The sequence below is a fragment of the Stenotrophomonas sp. 2YAF22 genome (assembly GCF_052114665.1).
GTDB lineage: Bacteria > Pseudomonadota > Gammaproteobacteria > Xanthomonadales > Xanthomonadaceae > Stenotrophomonas > Stenotrophomonas indicatrix.
Genome location: NZ_JBFRFE010000026.1, coordinates 1 through 14574, shown reverse-complemented (window position 1 = coordinate 14574; position 14574 = coordinate 1). Strand labels below are relative to the sequence as shown.

The 14574-nt window shown below is 66.3% G+C and carries 15 protein-coding genes; 7 read left to right on the top strand and 8 right to left on the bottom strand.

The window, feature by feature from the left end:
- Nucleotides 1-255 precede the first annotated feature (255 nt).
- Both AB4Y84_RS02320 and AB4Y84_RS02315 read left to right on the top strand, forming a co-directional pair.
- Nucleotides 256-723, top strand: coding sequence for an SET domain-containing protein (locus AB4Y84_RS02320; protein WP_010483549.1), 468 nt, complete (start codon nucleotides 256-258; stop codon nucleotides 721-723).
- Between the two features lie 129 nt (nucleotides 724-852).
- Nucleotides 853-1395 carry a type 1 glutamine amidotransferase domain-containing protein gene (locus AB4Y84_RS02315; protein WP_363730326.1) on the top strand — a complete coding sequence of 181 codons (543 nt, stop codon included), beginning with the start codon at nucleotides 853-855 and terminating at the stop codon, nucleotides 1393-1395.
- A gap of 72 nt (nucleotides 1396-1467) precedes the next feature.
- Here the strand turns inward: AB4Y84_RS02315 and AB4Y84_RS02310 are convergent, their stop codons facing one another.
- The 4 genes from AB4Y84_RS02310 to AB4Y84_RS02295 all read right to left on the bottom strand — a co-directional run bounded on the left by AB4Y84_RS02310 (nucleotide 1468) and on the right by AB4Y84_RS02295 (nucleotide 3774).
- Nucleotides 1468-2064 (bottom strand): DUF1439 domain-containing protein, encoded by a 597-nt coding sequence (locus tag AB4Y84_RS02310; protein ID WP_312786430.1) that lies wholly within the window; start codon nucleotides 2062-2064, stop codon nucleotides 1468-1470.
- 81 nt (nucleotides 2065-2145) lie between these two features.
- Nucleotides 2146-2472, bottom strand: a complete 327-nt coding sequence (locus AB4Y84_RS02305) for a hypothetical protein (RefSeq protein ID WP_312107593.1) — start codon at nucleotides 2470-2472, stop codon at nucleotides 2146-2148.
- A gap of 286 nt (nucleotides 2473-2758) precedes the next feature.
- The gene (locus AB4Y84_RS02300) at nucleotides 2759-3067 is read right to left on the bottom strand and encodes a DUF3861 family protein (protein WP_180163815.1); all 309 of its coding nucleotides are present in this window, start codon (nucleotides 3065-3067) and stop codon (nucleotides 2759-2761) included.
- A gap of 305 nt (nucleotides 3068-3372) precedes the next feature.
- On the bottom strand, nucleotides 3373-3774 hold the full coding sequence (locus AB4Y84_RS02295; protein ID WP_089239384.1) for an HU family DNA-binding protein: 402 nt from the start codon (nucleotides 3772-3774) through the stop codon (nucleotides 3373-3375).
- A gap of 370 nt (nucleotides 3775-4144) precedes the next feature.
- On the opposite strand from AB4Y84_RS02295, the gene AB4Y84_RS02290 reads away from it, so the two are divergent.
- Nucleotides 4145-4576, top strand: a complete 432-nt coding sequence (locus AB4Y84_RS02290) for an OsmC family protein (RefSeq protein ID WP_019659396.1) — start codon at nucleotides 4145-4147, stop codon at nucleotides 4574-4576.
- 87 nt (nucleotides 4577-4663) lie between these two features.
- On the opposite strand, the gene AB4Y84_RS02285 is transcribed toward AB4Y84_RS02290, so the two are convergent.
- Together AB4Y84_RS02285 and AB4Y84_RS02280 are read right to left on the bottom strand one after the other, a co-directional pair.
- On the bottom strand, nucleotides 4664-5542 hold the full coding sequence (locus tag AB4Y84_RS02285) for a PhzF family phenazine biosynthesis protein (protein WP_363730336.1): 879 nt from the start codon (nucleotides 5540-5542) through the stop codon (nucleotides 4664-4666).
- 94 nt (nucleotides 5543-5636) lie between these two features.
- The gene (locus AB4Y84_RS02280) at nucleotides 5637-6509 is read right to left on the bottom strand and encodes a PhzF family phenazine biosynthesis protein (protein ID WP_363730339.1); all 873 of its coding nucleotides are present in this window, start codon (nucleotides 6507-6509) and stop codon (nucleotides 5637-5639) included.
- Between the two features lie 75 nt (nucleotides 6510-6584).
- Between AB4Y84_RS02280 and AB4Y84_RS02275 the strand changes: the two genes are divergently transcribed.
- The 3 genes from AB4Y84_RS02275 (at nucleotide 6585) to murD (ending at nucleotide 12012) form a co-directional block, all read left to right on the top strand.
- Nucleotides 6585-9179, top strand: a complete 2595-nt coding sequence (locus AB4Y84_RS02275; protein WP_394196227.1) for a bifunctional aspartate kinase/diaminopimelate decarboxylase — start codon at nucleotides 6585-6587, stop codon at nucleotides 9177-9179.
- A gap of 90 nt (nucleotides 9180-9269) precedes the next feature.
- Complete coding sequence (murL, locus tag AB4Y84_RS02270; RefSeq protein WP_363730345.1) at nucleotides 9270-10622, top strand: UDP-N-acetyl-alpha-D-muramoyl-L-alanyl-L-glutamate epimerase; 1353 nt, start codon at nucleotides 9270-9272, stop codon at nucleotides 10620-10622.
- Nucleotides 10603-12012 carry a UDP-N-acetylmuramoyl-L-alanine--D-glutamate ligase gene (gene murD, locus AB4Y84_RS02265; RefSeq protein WP_442243868.1) on the top strand — a complete coding sequence of 470 codons (1410 nt, stop codon included), beginning with the start codon at nucleotides 10603-10605 and terminating at the stop codon, nucleotides 12010-12012. The genes murL and murD overlap by 20 nt, the downstream gene beginning before the upstream one ends.
- 87 nt (nucleotides 12013-12099) lie before the next feature.
- Here murD and AB4Y84_RS02260 read toward each other — a convergent pair whose 3' ends face one another.
- Nucleotides 12100-12681, bottom strand: a complete 582-nt coding sequence (locus AB4Y84_RS02260; RefSeq protein WP_312787884.1) for an SMI1/KNR4 family protein — start codon at nucleotides 12679-12681, stop codon at nucleotides 12100-12102.
- A 70-nt stretch (nucleotides 12682-12751) separates the two neighbouring features.
- On the bottom strand, nucleotides 12752-13987 hold the full coding sequence (locus AB4Y84_RS02255) for a hypothetical protein (RefSeq protein ID WP_442249725.1): 1236 nt from the start codon (nucleotides 13985-13987) through the stop codon (nucleotides 12752-12754).
- 150 nt (nucleotides 13988-14137) lie between these two features.
- Between AB4Y84_RS02255 and AB4Y84_RS02250 the strand changes: the two genes are divergently transcribed.
- Nucleotides 14138-14574, top strand: a 437-nt coding sequence (locus AB4Y84_RS02250) for a dienelactone hydrolase family protein (RefSeq protein WP_442249724.1), incomplete at its 3' end; no start/stop codon positions are given.

Genomic DNA, 14574 nt, shown 5'->3' with positions numbered 1-14574 from the left:
CAGTACGACGGTGGCGTAATCGGTGAGCTTGGTGACGCGCAACATGGGATGCGAGTGGTTCTTAAAGCGGACTGAAATTGTACGCTTTTATTCGCCGGCATCCAACCCGGCCATTCAGCGGGCGCTTGGGCCCGGCCGGAGGGCAGTCGCCAAGGACCGCCATCGGGGCGACATGCTGGGGCATGGGGGTGATTTTCGCAATCACCCGGAATGGGCGAGAATCAACGTTCCTTTCGCTGCAAACGTCTCTTGCCGATGCCCAAGAAGATCCAAGCCCGCAAGTCCGCCATCCACGGCAACGGTGTGTTTTCCGTGGCCCCGATCAAGCAGGGCGAGCGCGTGATCCAGTACAAGGGCCTGCTGCGCAGCCACGGCGATGTCGATGCCGATGACAGTGGCGATGTGGAAAGTGGCCATACCTTCCTGTTCACCCTCAACGATGACTGGGTGATCGATGCCAACTACAAGGGCAACGACGCGCGCTGGATCAACCACAGCTGCGACCCGAACTGCGAGGCGGTGATCGAGGAAGACGAAGACGGTGACAGCCGCGGCGACAAGGTCTTCATCGAGGCGCTGCGCGATATCAAGGCCGGTGAAGAGTTGACGTACAACTACGGCATCACCCTGGCCGAGCGCCACACGGCCAAGCTGAAGAAAATCTGGGAGTGCCGCTGTGGCTCGCCCAAGTGCACCGGCACGATGCTGCAGCCCAAGCGCTGAATGTGTTGGGTAGTGCCGGCTGCTGGCCGGCGCTACCCGGGCGTTTCTCCACCTGCCGTGCACGTGAGGGTCACCGCCGTTCAAGGCCCACTCGGCCACCCTGTCCGCTCCCCCTATCTGGAGCACGACATGACTCAGCGTCTACGCGGCAAGCAGATCGCCATCCTCGCCACGCACGGTTTCGAGCAATCCGAACTGATCGAGCCCAAGCGCCTGCTGGAAGCGGAGGGCGCGCGGGTGAGCGTGGTGTCGCCGGCCAAAGAGGCGAGCATCAAGGGCTGGAAGGACAAGGACTGGGGCGACTCGGTCGCCGTGGATCAACCGCTGGATGAAGCCGATGCCGGCCGCTTCGATGCGCTGGTGCTGCCCGGCGGCGTGATCAATCCGGACACCCTGCGTACCAATGAAGCGGCATTGAATTTCATTCGCGGCGTGGCCGATGCCGGCAAGCCGGTGGCGGCGATCTGCCACGGCCCCTGGCTGCTGATCAACAGCGGGCTGGCCAAGGGGCACGAGGTAACGTCGTGGCCGTCGCTGCAGCAGGATCTGGCCAATGCCGGCGCGCGCTGGCGCGACGCGGAAGTGGTAGTGGACGGCAACCTGATCACCAGCCGCAAACCGGATGACATTCCGGCCTTCAGCGAGGCGGTGGTGAAAGCGCTGGCGGCGTGATGCTGCGCTGGTAGTGCCGGCCCCTGGCCGGCACGTGCGTGAAAGGATTGCCGGCCAGCGGCCGGCACTACCTTATTTGCCGAGGATGCCGGCCGGCACCAGGTCGCCCAGGTTCTGGTTGAAGGTCACCACCAGCTTGCCGTTCTTCACCTGCGCCGACTGCACCTGCAGGGCACCAAGCAGGCCGGCCACGGCCGGGTCCAGCTTGTAGATCGGTTCCCGCTGGGCGTAGTCGCTCAGCCACGCATTGAGCAGGCCGCGGGTGCGGGAGTCGAGGCGGCCACCCTGGTTGGCCGGAGTGAAGTCATCCACGGTCGGCTGCTGCAGGTGGAAGCCTTGGGTCTGCGCGTCATAGCGCAGGCCACTGCTGAGCTTCACCGTGCCCAGCTGGGCCGGGTTGCCGCCGGCGGTGGCCAATGCCACGTCCATGCCCAGGTTCAATCGCTCGCCTGCCGGCAGGCTCAGCTGCGGGTGGCTCATGGTCAGCGCGATCAGGCCGCCCAGCGCGTCCTGGGTACGCGGGAAGCTTCCGTCCAGGTACTGCTGCACGTCGCTGGCGCCAACCGCCAGTTCGCGACCGGAGATCGAAGGGGCGGCCTGCGCACCGATCGCGGCAGCAATCAGCACGGTCGAGGCGGCAAGGCGGGTCATCAGGGAACGCAGGCGCATGGCGGTGACCGGAAGAGGGATCCAAGAGGCCTACAGAGTAGCTTTGCCCGCTGAATCGCGGGTACACACGGGTGCAACGGTTCAGTCCAGCGTTGGCTGCAGGCTGGCCGACTGGATCTGCCAGGCGCGGCCGTCAGCACTGGGCTGTACCCGGTACCAGCCGTGGTAGCGGAAGGTGCCGTCGGCGGTCACCGCGCGGATCTTCACTGGCACCTCCAGCAGGCGTGGCGGCTGCCCATCGTCGCGTGGCAACGCCACGTCACTGTCCAGGCGCAGGTTGCGCACGTCGGGCAGCAGGCGCAGCACGGCATCGTCGGCATGGCGCGGGTCGGCCGGGGCATAGGCCCAGGCAGCATCGCTGCGCACCTTGTTCTGGTTGAGCAGGTCGAGCATGTAGCGGTTGAGCATTCCCGCGGGCGATTCGCTGCCGATGGCAACAGCGCCATACAGCGGGTCGATGGTGATGGCGTCGACGGTCGCAGATTCCGGGGCCCTGTTCGTCGTAGGCGCGGAAGGGGCGGGTGCGGCGGGGGTTGAGTCCGACGTGCTGGAATCGGCTGGAGGGGGCGGGTTGGAGCACGCCACCGCAAGCAACGGGATCAACAAGGCAAGAAAACCACGCATGTCTGCCTCCTCCCCGAGGCGACCTGGAAGGCGGCAGTGTAGCGGCCGGGGGCCGCTCAGCGTGAAGTGGTCAGCGCGAAGAGGGAAGCTGCTCCAGCGCATCCAGCGCCGGCAGGACCTGTACCGCGATCGCTGCCAGTGCATGGCCGTCGGTGTCTGCATGGCGCTGCACGATGTCACGCAGCAGTTGGGTGGCCACCACCAGGGTGGCGCGTTCGTCGCCGCTCAGGCCTGCCGTGCGTGGGGCCGATTCCAGCAGGCGCATCAGGTCGCGGCTGGCTCGGTGTTCCAGTTCGATGGTGCAGCGCCCGGTGCACTGGTGCCCGTCCTTTTCGATCGGGGTCACCGAGATCCGGTAGCGGGTCGAGGGGCTGGCCATGGGGGTGCTCGCGCTGGGGGGAGGAATGTGTCCACCATAGGCAAGGCATTGGCCGGCGGCGATGGCCGGGGCTGCACGCAGTGTTCCACCCGGTTCGTTCCCGCACTGGAAAAAACAGCGGCGAGGCCATGGGCGGCGGGCCTGTGCGGGAGATTGCCTGGGCGCGGGAAACGCTGTGTTGCGGAGGGCGCAGTGGACGGCATCCACGCATGGCGTGGATCTACTGCAGAGCGTGCGCGGATGCGGGGCAAAAAAAACGGGACGGCCAAGGCCGTCCCGTCAGGTATCCGCTGCAGGGCGCGCGCTTAGAGCGCAGCGTCCTTGAGCTTCTTCAGCGGGCGAACCTTGAGCTTGGTGGTGGCCGGCTTGGCGGCGAACCACTGCTCTTCCTTGGTGAACGGGTTGATGCCCTTGCGCTTCGGCTTGGCTGCCACATTGACGGTGCTGATCTTCAGCAGGCCCGGCAGGGTGAACGAGCCTGCGCCCTTCTTGTGCACCGAAGCGGCGACAGCGCCTTCCAGCGAGGCCAGCACAGCGCGGACGTCCTTGGCGACAACGCCGGAGACTTCAGCGATGTGTGCAACCAGGCCCGACTTGGTCAGCACTTCCTTGATCGGCTTCGGAGCGGCCGGCTTGGCGGCAGCAGCCTTCGTCGCGACTTTCTTCACTGCCTTCTTCGGGGCAGCCTTCTTAGCGGTCTTTGCCATGGTTTCCTGTTCCGTGAACGGTTGGTTGTTTGGTCGGCGCCGAACCCCGTCGGCAAGCGCAATGTAGGGCAACTCTTGGGCGCCGCCAATAGCCTGGAGCGCTGAAAGTGCATGTTTTTTCATATCCAGGCCGATTCAGTACATGACCGGTAGTGGCGGAAACGGGTGTCCTGGTGCACTGCACCGCAGTATTCGTGTTTTCGGTCGGGTTGGCGAAATGACTGAAAACAAGGGAGAAATCGCCGGATTGGTGGCGAAGAAGTGTCCACTCGCTGGCTCGGGACAGGCGCGGCGCATGCGGCGGGGCGACGCAGGGCTAACGCGGTGCGTGCCAGGGTATCGGTTCATCGCAGCCACAACGGAGCAGGACATGGGAATCTCGCGACACGCTACCGCGCATTGGGAAGGCGACCTGAAGTCGGGCAAGGGCCAGTTGAGCACGCCACAGAGTGGCCTGCTGGACAAAACCCGCTACGGCTTCAACAGCCGTTTCGGTGATGAAAAGGGCACCAATCCCGAAGAGCTGATCGCTGCCGCGCACGCCGGATGTTTCACCATGGCGCTGTCGGCCAAGCTCGGCGAAGCCGGTTTCACCCCAACCTCGTTGGATACCGAAGCCAAAGTCGATCTGTCGATGGAAGGCGGCCCGCAGCTGTCGCAGATCCGACTGAAAGTGAAGGCGGTAGTACCGGGAATCGATGCGACGCAGTTCCGCGCGATCGCTGATGACGCCAAGCAGAACTGCCCGGTTTCCAAGGCACTGAGTGCAGTGCCGATCAGCCTCGAAGCCGAGCTGGGCTGAGAAGGTAGTGCCGGCCGCTGGCCGGCAACCACGTGAAACCGGGTATAAGGTGGCAGCCGGCCAGCGGCCGGCTCTACCGCCTTGCGTTCACCAGTCGATGGTGCCGGAAATTACGGTCTGCACCTGGCCACCGGACCAGACCTCGCCGTCTTCATCCACCAGCAGCGTCAGCCGCGCATCGTGGCCGACTTCGCGGCCTTGGCTGACTTCGAAGGGCTGGCGGCCGCGCGGAAGGGCATCGCGCAGGTCCAGCCAGGCCGCCAGCACGGCATTGGCCGCACCTGAAGCCGCATCCTCGAAGCGGCGTCCATTGCCGACGAACGCGCGCACGGCCAGATCGTAGCCTTCGCTGCCTTCGGCAAAAGCGTAGGCGAACACGCCCATGCTGTCGGTCGATTCAGCCAGTGTGGCGATCGCATCCCAGTCCGGACGCAGGGTGCGCAATGCGGTCTCATCCGCAACCTGCACGACCCACCAGCTGCGGCCGCCCTGCATACGGGCCGGCGGCAGCGAACCCAGCGGCCAGGTGCGCAATGCGGGTTGCAGGCGCGGATCCTCGGCAGCGGCGATCTCGGCCAGCTGTGCACGCGGTGTACGGATGGCGATGCGTTGCTGTGCGCCTTCGCCCGTCACGCGCAGTGGCAGGGCGCCTGCGATGCCGTCCTGTACCAGAACCCCGTCGACAGGCAAGGCGAGGCCTGCCTGCAGCACCGCATGGGCGGTGCCGACGCTTGGATGACCGGCGAACGGCACTTCCTTCTGCGGGCTGAACATGCGCAGCCGATAGCTGGCGCCGGCCGTCTGTGCCGGGAACACGAAGGTGGTTTCGGGCAGGCGGGTCCAGCGGGCGATGGTCTGCATCGCTGCATCGTCCAGGCCTTCGGCATCGAGCACGACGGCCAGCGGATTGCCGGCGCCCGGGCGCGGGGAAAACACATCCAGCTGCAGGAAACGGCGGGTGGTCATCGGGCAGGAACTCCAGGAAGCAGGCGGCATAGGGTAGCGCGGGGCCATGCCCCGCGAGCGCGCAGCGCGGCAGGCCGCCGGGCGTGGCCCGGTACTACCAGCGGATGTTGCCGTCGATCACCGGCTGCACCTGACCACCGATCCACACCGTGCCCTGCGCGTCGACGGTGACCTGGACACGGCCGTCGCGGCCGATCTCGCGGCCCTGGCTGGCCACATAGGTCCCGTTCTCGCCGGGCAGGGCATTGCGCTGCCGCAGCCAGGCGCCGATCAGCGCGTTGGCGCTGCCGGTCACCGGGTCTTCCGGCACGTTGGGCGCATCGGCGGGGCAGAACGCGCGCACCACCAGGTCGTGCCCGGTATCGGGTTCGAGCGCGAACACGGCGATGCCGAGCGCGTCGGTGGCAATGCTCCAGTCGCGCAGGGCCGCCATGTCCGGTGCGAGCGTGCGTACGGCCTCGGCGTCGCGCAGCGGCAGCAGCCACCAGCGCGGTCCGTTGTCCCACAGCTCGGCGCGCTGGCCCTCGGCGGCAGCAGCGCGCAGGGCATCAGGAATGCCGTCTGGCACTGCCGGCAGCGGCCGCGCCGCTGGACTGGCCAGCTGGATGGTGGGCGCGTTGGCCGGCCCGGTAACCCGCACCGGCAGCAGGCCGGCCGCGCACTGTTGCACCAGGGCCCCGTCGCGTGGCTGCACCAGGCCGCAGGTGACCGCAGCCCAGGCGGCACCCACGCTGGGGTGCCCGGCGAAGGGCAGCTCGCTGGCAGGGGTGAAGATGCGCACGTGGTAGTCGGCGCCGGCAACGGTGGGGCGAAGGAAGAACACGGTCTCGGACAGGTTCAGCCAGGCGGCCAGGGCCTGCATGCGGTCGGTGGACAGTCCATCCGCGTCGAACACGACACCGAGCGGGTTGCCGGTACCGGGCTGGTGGGCGAAGACATCGAGCTGCAGGTAGCGGTAGGCGGTCATTGACGGGTGTATTGGGCTTAGAATCGAAGGTTCCGCCCCCGAGGGCGGCTTCCCCACATTACACATAGCCTATCCATGTCAGCTTCCCCCCTTGTCGATCGTTGGATCGTACTGAAGTTCGGCGGCACCTCGGTGTCGCGTCGCCACCGCTGGGACACGATCGGGAAGCTGGCGAAAAAACGGGCCGAAGAGACCGGTTCGCGCGTTCTGGTGGTGGTTTCGGCGCTGTCCGGGGTCACCAATGAACTGACCGCGATTGCCGATGGCGCGCCGGACAGCCGTGATCGCGTGGCGGCGCTGGTCGAACGCCACCAGGCCTTCCTGGACGAGCTGGGGCTGGGCGCGGAGGTGCTGGCCGAGCGGCTGGCCGCGCTGCAGGGCCTGCTGGACGACCCGCGTGCACCCAGCCGCCCACTGGACTGGCAGGCCGAAGTGCTCGGCCAGGGTGAACTGCTGTCTTCCAGCCTGGGCGCGGCCTACCTGCGAGCCAGCAGCCTGGATTTCGGCTGGATGGATGCGCGGCAGTGGCTGGACGCGCTGCCGCCGCAGCCGAACCAGAGCGACTGGTCGCAGCGCCTTTCGGTGAACTGCCAGTGGCGTGCCGATGCCGAGTGGGCGCAGCGCTTCCGCGCCCAGCCCACGCGCCTGCTGATCACCCAGGGTTTCATCTCGCGCCATGCCGACGGTGGCACTGCCATCCTCGGCCGCGGCGGCTCGGATACCTCGGCGGCGTACTTCGGTGCGCTGCTCGGCGCCAGCCGCGTGGAGATCTGGACCGATGTGCCAGGCATGTTCAGCGCCAATCCCAAGGACGTGCCGGATGCGCGTCTGCTGACCCGGCTGGACTATTACGAAGCGCAGGAAATCGCCACCACCGGTGCCAAGGTGTTACACCCGCGCTCGATCAAGCCCTGCCGCGATGCAGGCGTGCCGATGGCGATCCTCGATACCGAGCGTCCGGAACTGCCGGGCACCAGCATCGACGGCAATGCCGCGCCGGTGCCGGGCGTGAAAGCGATCAGTCGCCGCAACGGCATCGTGCTGGTGTCGATGGAAGGCATCGGCATGTGGCAGCAGGTCGGCTTCCTCGCCGATGTATTCGGCCTGTTCAAGAAGCACGGCCTGTCGGTGGACCTGATCGGTTCGGCCGAGACCAACGTCACCGTATCGCTGGATCCGTCCGAGAACCTGGTCAACACCGATGTGCTGGCCGCGCTGTCGGCCGACCTGTCGCAGATCTGCAAGGTCAAGGTGATCGTGCCGTGCGCGGCGATCACCCTCGTCGGCCTGGGCATGCGCTCGCTGCTGCACAAGCTGTCGGACGTGTGGGCGACCTTCGGTCGTGAGCGCGTGCACATGATTTCGCAGTCGTCCAACGACCTGAACCTGACCTTCGTCATCGACGAAGCCGATGCCGATGGCCTGCTGCCGATCCTGCACGCCGAACTGATCGACAGCGGCGCGATGCCGGTGGAAGAGACCGAAGTGTTCGGCCCGCGCTGGCGCGAAATCGCCGGCACCGTGCGCCCGCGTGGTACGCCGTGGTGGCGTGGTCAGCGTGCGCACCTGCTGCAGCTGGCCGATGCCGGCACCCCGCGCTACGTCTACCACCTGCCGACGGTTCGGGCGCGTGCCCGCGCGCTGGCGGCGATCAAGCCGATCGACCAGCGTTACTACGCGATCAAGGCCAACAGTCATCCGGCCATCCTGCAGTTGCTGGAAGCCGAGGGTTTCGGCCTGGAGTGCGTGTCGCACGGTGAGCTGAAGCATGTGTTCCAGGCCATTCCGGAACTGTCGCCCAAGCGCGTGCTGTTCACCCCCAGCTTCTGCCCGCGCAGCGAGTACGAAGCGGCGTTCGCGCTGGGCGTGACCGTCACTGTCGACAACGTCGAAGCCCTGCAACGCTGGCCGGACCTGTTCCGCAACCGCGAGCTGTGGCTGCGCGTGGACCTGGGCCGTGGCGAAGGCCATCACGCCAAGGTCCGCACCGGTGGCAAGGAATCCAAGTTCGGCCTGCCGATCGCGCGCGTGGACGAGTTCGTACGCGCGGCCACCGAGCTGGGCACCCGCGTGGTCGGCCTGCATGCGCACCTTGGCAGCGGCGTGGAAACCGCCCAGCACTGGCGCCTGATGTGCGATGAGCTGGCTGGCTTCGCGCGTCGTATCGGCAGCGTGCATACCATCGACATCGGTGGTGGCCTGCCGATTCCGTACAGCGACGAAGACGAGCCGTTCGACCTGGATGCCTGGGCCGAGGGCCTGGCCGAGGTCAAGGCGCTGCATCCGGCGTTCCGCTTGGCGATCGAGCCGGGCCGCTTCCTGGTGGCCGAATCGGGCGTGCTGCTGACCCACGCCACCCAGGTGGTGGAGAAGGATGGCGTGCGCCGCGTCGGCCTGGATGCCGGCATGAACACGCTGATGCGCCCGGCCCTGTACGACGCCTGGCACGACATCGAGAACCTCAGCCGCCAGGGCGGTTACGCCGAAGCGGCGTTCGATGTGGTCGGCCCGATCTGCGAATCCAGCGATGTGTTCGGCAAGCGCCGCAAGCTGCCGGTGTCGACCGCGCCGGACGATGTGATGCTGATCGCCGACGCCGGTGCTTACGGCTATGTGATGTCCAACACCTACAACCAGCGGGCGATGCCGCGCGAGGACGTGATCGAATGATCGTCGCCTTCCGCGCCCTGCACCCGCCCACCGACACGTCCCGCGCCTGCGCGCGGGCACGTGCCTGACCGTGCTTGAACTGGATTCACCATGACTGCTTTCGACAAACACCAGGTTTCCCGCTTCCGCTTCGTCCGCTGCGAATTCGCCGCGGACACCGGCGTGGCCAAGCTGGTCTACGCCTTCGATGACGGCCCGGAAATGGTGGAAACCGTTACCGTGCCCGGCGCTCCGTTCGTGCTGGAACCGGCCCGTGCCGATGCCGTGCAGCGCGCGCTGCGGCTGCTGCACCTGATTGCCGGTGTGAGCTACTACAAGGCCGGCGTGCCCGATACGGTCAGCATCGACAGCTACAGCATCGATGCCGATACCGCAGCGCTGGTGGAGACCATCTACCTCAACGGCCTGGGCGAATTCGCCTACCGCAACGGCCTGAACCTGCGTGGGCGCTTCCGCCTGCCGGTGCAGGGCGAAACGGTGCAGGTACCGGTGCTGGGCCTGCAGGCGCATGCGCTGGTCGCCATCGGTGGAGGCAAGGATTCGCTGGTCAGCATCGAAGCGCTGCGTCGCGCCGGCGTGGACGAGACGGTGACCTGGATTGGTGGTTCGCAGTTGATCCGTGCCTGTGCCGAGCGCACCGGGCTGCCGACGTTGAACCTCGGCCGCGCGCTGGCGCCGGAGCTGTTCGAACTCAACCGCCAAGGCGCATGGAACGGGCACATCCCGGTCACCGCGGTGAACTCGGCGATCATGGTGCTGGCTGCGCTGCTGCAGGGCGTTGACCAGGTGGTGTTCTCCAACGAACGGTCGGCCAGCTACGGCAGCCAGATTCCGGGCACCGGCGAGGTCAACCACCAGTGGTCGAAGGGCTGGGCGTTCGAACAGGCCTTCGGCATGTACGTGCAGAAACAGGTGGCCGCTGATCTGCAGTACTACTCGTTGCTGCGGCCGATGTCGGAGCTTGCGGTGGCCCGCCAGTTCGCCAAGAGCGATTTCTACGACGCGCATTTCTCCAGCTGCAACCGCAACTTCCACATCCTTGGCGAGCGCCCGGTGAACCGTTGGTGCGGCGTCTGCCCGAAGTGCCACTTCGTGTTCCTGGCGCTGGCCCCGTTCATGCCGAAGACCCGCCTGGTGCGCATATTCGGCCGCAACCTGCTGGACGACATCGAGCAGGCTGCTGGCTTCGACGCGCTGCTGGAATTCCAGGACCACAAGCCGTTCGAATGCGTGGGCGAAGGCCGCGAATCGCGTGCAGCGATGGCCACCCTGGCGCAGCGCCCGGAGTGGAAGGAAGACGTGCTGGTGAAGCGCTTCTGCAATGAAATCCAGCCGCAGCTGGATGCGGCCGAGCTGGAGCTGGCACCGCTGATGCAGCTGCAGGGCGAACATCGTATTCCGGCGACGCTGTGGGAACGGGTGCGTGAAGATTTCGCAGCTTGAAGGCAAGCGCGTAGCGCTGTGGGGCTGGGGACGTGAGGGGCGTGCTGCGTATGCGGTGCTGCGCGCGCGCCTGCCATCGCTTGGCCTGAGCCTGTTCTGCCCGGCCACCGAGGTCGCGGCCGCGCGTGCGGAAACGCAGGGCGTGCTGGACGTGCGTGGTGAACCGTCGGCTGATGCACTGGCTTCATTCGAGGTAGTGATCAAGTCGCCGGGGATCAGCCCGTACCTGCCGATCGCGCTGGCGGCGGCGGAGCGGGGCACCCGCTTCATCGGCGGCACGGCGTTGTGGTTTGCCGAACATGCCGATGCCGATGGCACCGTGCGCGACACGATCTGCGTGACCGGCACCAAGGGCAAAAGCACCACCACCGCGCTGGTCGCGCACCTGCTGCGCGCAGCGGGGCATCGCACCGGCCTGGTCGGCAACATCGGCCTGCCACTGCTGGAAGTGCTGGACCCGCAACCGGCGCCTGCGTACTGGGCGGTGGAGCTGTCCAGCTACCAGACCGGCGAGGTCGCGCGCAGTGGTGCGCATCCGCAGGTGGCGGTGGTGCTGAACCTCTTCCCGGAGCACCTGGACTGGCACGGCAGCGAACAGCGCTACATCGAAGACAAGCTGCAGCTGGTGACTGGCGCCGTGCCGCGCGTTGCCGTGCTCAATGCCGCAGACCCGCATCTTGCGGCGCTGTCGCTGCCCGGCAGCGAGGTGGTCTGGTTCAACCAGCCGCAGGGCTGGCACATGCGCGGTGACATCGTGCATCGCGGCGGGCAGGCGGTATTCGATACCCGCAATACGCCACTGCCGGGCCGCCACAACCGCGGCAACCTGTGCGCGGTGCTGGCCGCGCTGGAGGCGCTGGGCCTGGATGCCGTGGCGCTGGCGCCGGCGGTGCAGGACTTCCGCCCGCTGCCCAACCGCCTGCAACGCATCGGCCAGGCCGATGGCCTGACCTACGTCAACGATTCGATCAGCACCACGCCGCATGCCAGCCTGGCGGCGCTGGAGTGCTTTGCCGGCCAGCGCATCGCGTTGCTGGTGGGTGGGCATGATCGTGGGCTGGACTGGACCGACTTCGTGCAGCACATGGCGCATGACATGCCGCCGGTGGAGATCGTGACCATGGGCAGCAACGGCCCGCGCATCCACGCGATGCTGCAGCCGTTGGCCGACGCCGGCCGTTTCGGCCTGCATGCCGCTGCCGATCTGCCTGATGCGATGTCGCTGGCGCGTCGCGCACTGGGCGAACAGGGTGGGGTGGTGCTGCTGTCACCGGGCGCGCCGAGCTATGGCGCCTACCGCGATTACGTTGCACGTGGGCGGCATTTCGCCGAGCTGGCCGGGTTCGACCCGGACACCATCAGCGCGATTCCGGGGATCGGGATCGCCTGATCGGCGGGATCGGGGTCGGATCCCTTTCCGCAGGAAAGGGCTCTGCCCCTGCTGAATCCTGTGCACCCATCCACGCTTGGCGTGGATCTACTCGTCGAGGAAGCTGTAGTCGCGGTCGATCAGCTGCTGCAGGTAGGCATCGAAGCTAGGGGCGATGACCGCGTAGCTGTCCGGATCGTGCAGGTAGCGCACCACCTGTCCAACACTGCCGCCGGGTGCAGGTTCGAAATCCAGATACAACATCGAGGTGCCGCCGTTGTTCATGCAGTGCGAGAAGCACAGTCGGCGGCTCATCGGCAGGTTTGCATCGATGCCGGCGCCGAGGATGTCCGGCTCTTCATCCAGCCATTCTTCGTAGATGGAACGGATGCTGTCGTCCCACTGCTGCTGGTCTTCGAAGATCTGCGCGACCGAGCGCAGGTAATACGGATAGTCGCCGACGTCGGAGCCGAGCATCAGTACGCAGACCTCGCCGCCGGGATACTCGCGGAAGTGGGTGCCATCCACCTGCGACAGCAGCGCGACAAGACTGTCCGGCACCTGCGGCCACTGCGCGCGCAGCCGCCGCAGGTCTTCGGTGCTGGCGCCCAGGACATGCGCCCATTGCAGAGCATCCTCGGCAGGCAGGCGCGGAATCAGGCCAGAGAGGAAACGATCAACAAGTATCATCGGAAGACGCCAATGGCAGGGCAGGCACAGTCGGCTTCGTGCGTCGAAGCCGACCGTGCAGAGCAGATTCTCAGCGTACCACCTCGAAATCGATGATGTCGTAGAGCGATGAGCCGTACTTGCCATGCGATTCCAGCGCAACCGCGATGCCGAGATCCTCGATGAAGGCACGTACACTGCGATCGCCATCCACCTTGCACTCCAGCCTGATTGCATCGCCAGAAAGCGAAGCAGATACCTCGCGTGCCGGGAATCGCTCTCCGATCACGCAGGACAGCTCGGTCCTGAGTGGCTTTGAAGTGCCACGTTCCGGATAGAACACCATCGTCGTTTCAGCGCGGAAGCGGTTGCCGGGTGTCCACGTGGCGGGAAGATCCTGCTTCAGCGAGCGGGTCTGCAGCGTCATCCCGGCATCGCGCATTGACGCCAGCTGGAAGAGATTGGCCTTTGACAGCCGCTGCATGGTGAACGAAGTGTAGTCCTCGGTAATCTTCAACAACCCGTTGTCGGCCACCATCGTGATGGTTGTCGGCGTGGTCGAGGCGGGCTTTCCCTTGATCCGGTAACGGTAGGTCAGTGATGTAAAACGAGGTGCCAGCAACGGGTTGTCCACGCCATCAACAACCGCCTTGGAAACGGGGACATCCTCCAGCCGGCGACCGGCCGCCTGCGGTTGCGGGCGATCAGCCGCCGGTACGTCAGGGCGTAGCAGGGCCATGACATCTGCATCCACCGCGCCCTGCAGCGAACATCCCACCCGGGTCCTGCCGTCGCTGGATTCCATCATCAGTACGCGTTCCAGAAGCATGCGCCCGGCGGCGATACCACCGCGATTGGATGTGGGCAGCCACTGATCACCCGCGCGGACTTCGCTGCGGACCTGCATTCCGCGATCACCCTGCAGGCGGTCGGCGTGTTCGATCAATGGCGACAGCTGCTTGACCACTGCGTCCTGTGGCGCGTCGAAGGTGAATCCCCAGGCCACATAGCGCCCCAGCACGCCCAGGTCGGAGGCGTTGTCGAAGTAAGCGGTGACCGGCAGGCCGGCAATACGTGGTCCGCCGCGGAGCTGGACTTCGTTTGTGGCATCGGAACGGTCCTTGCTCTCGATCCAGCTGATCGTGCCCGTGCCGCCCAGCGATGCGTGCGCGGCCCATGCATCTGCGTGCTGGTGCAGGCTGGAGAAGAAACTGGCATCGCAGCGGCTGAACGCGGTGAAAGTTTCGTCCAGGGGACTGGCGGTCAGCTGGGCGGCGGGGAGCAGAAGGGAGAGCGAGACAAATACGGTGGAACCCAGGGTGTTCACGAAGAAGGACATCCTTGTTGGAGAAGGGGGGGCATGGTTGGACACTACCTATCGGCCTTTTTGCCTGGATCTGAAGTGCGGGCTGCACTGCCTGCTCCAGCTTCACACCGGGCTCGTACACTCCGGATTCCCTCTTGGTGGAGCAGGCGCATGAACCGTTGGCGTTGCGGGGTGGCGATGGTACTGGGGCTGGCAGCGATGCCAGCGTGGGCGGCGATGAAGACCCAGCCGGTGGAGTGGAAGCACCAGGGCACGACCTTCAGTGGCGTGCTGGTCTATGACGATGGAGATGCTGACAAGCGTCCCGGCCTGGTGATGGTGCCGAACTGGAAGGGCGTGAACGAATCGGCCATCGAGAAGGCCAAGCAGCTGGCGGGCGATGACTACGTGGTGCTGGTGGCTGATGTGTACGGCAAGGGCGTGCGGCCGAAGACCGATGCCGAGGCCGGACCGGTGGCGACCAAGCTGCGCAATGACCGGCCGCTGCTGCGGGCGCGGGCACTGGAGGCGGTCAACGTGCTGAAGGCGCAGGCGGGCAAGGCACCGCTGGACGCCAGCCGGATCGGCGCGGTGGGCTTCTGCTTCGG

Excerpts from the sequence above, each read along its gene's own strand:
- AB4Y84_RS02320 (WP_010483549.1), top strand. The coding sequence starts at position 256 with ATGCCCAAGAAGATCCAAGCCCGCAAGTCCGCCATCCACGGCAACGGT.
- AB4Y84_RS02315 (WP_363730326.1), top strand. The coding sequence starts at position 853 with ATGACTCAGCGTCTACGCGGCAAGCAGATCGCCATCCTCGCCACGCAC.
- AB4Y84_RS02310 (WP_312786430.1), bottom strand. The coding sequence starts at position 2,064 with ATGCGCCTGCGTTCCCTGATGACCCGCCTTGCCGCCTCGACCGTGCTG.
- AB4Y84_RS02305 (WP_312107593.1), bottom strand. The coding sequence starts at position 2,472 with ATGCTCAACCGCTACATGCTCGACCTGCTCAACCAGAACAAGGTGCGC.
- AB4Y84_RS02300 (WP_180163815.1), bottom strand. The coding sequence starts at position 3,067 with ATGGCCAGCCCCTCGACCCGCTACCGGATCTCGGTGACCCCGATCGAA.
- AB4Y84_RS02295 (WP_089239384.1), bottom strand. The coding sequence starts at position 3,774 with ATGGCAAAGACCGCTAAGAAGGCTGCCCCGAAGAAGGCAGTGAAGAAA.
- AB4Y84_RS02290 (WP_019659396.1), top strand. The coding sequence starts at position 4,145 with ATGGGAATCTCGCGACACGCTACCGCGCATTGGGAAGGCGACCTGAAG.
- AB4Y84_RS02285 (WP_363730336.1), bottom strand. The coding sequence starts at position 5,542 with ATGACCACCCGCCGTTTCCTGCAGCTGGATGTGTTTTCCCCGCGCCCG.
- AB4Y84_RS02280 (WP_363730339.1), bottom strand. The coding sequence starts at position 6,509 with ATGACCGCCTACCGCTACCTGCAGCTCGATGTCTTCGCCCACCAGCCC.
- AB4Y84_RS02275 (WP_394196227.1), top strand. The coding sequence starts at position 6,585 with ATGTCAGCTTCCCCCCTTGTCGATCGTTGGATCGTACTGAAGTTCGGC.
- murL (WP_363730345.1), top strand. The coding sequence starts at position 9,270 with ATGACTGCTTTCGACAAACACCAGGTTTCCCGCTTCCGCTTCGTCCGC.
- AB4Y84_RS02260 (WP_312787884.1), bottom strand. The coding sequence starts at position 12,681 with ATGATACTTGTTGATCGTTTCCTCTCTGGCCTGATTCCGCGCCTGCCT.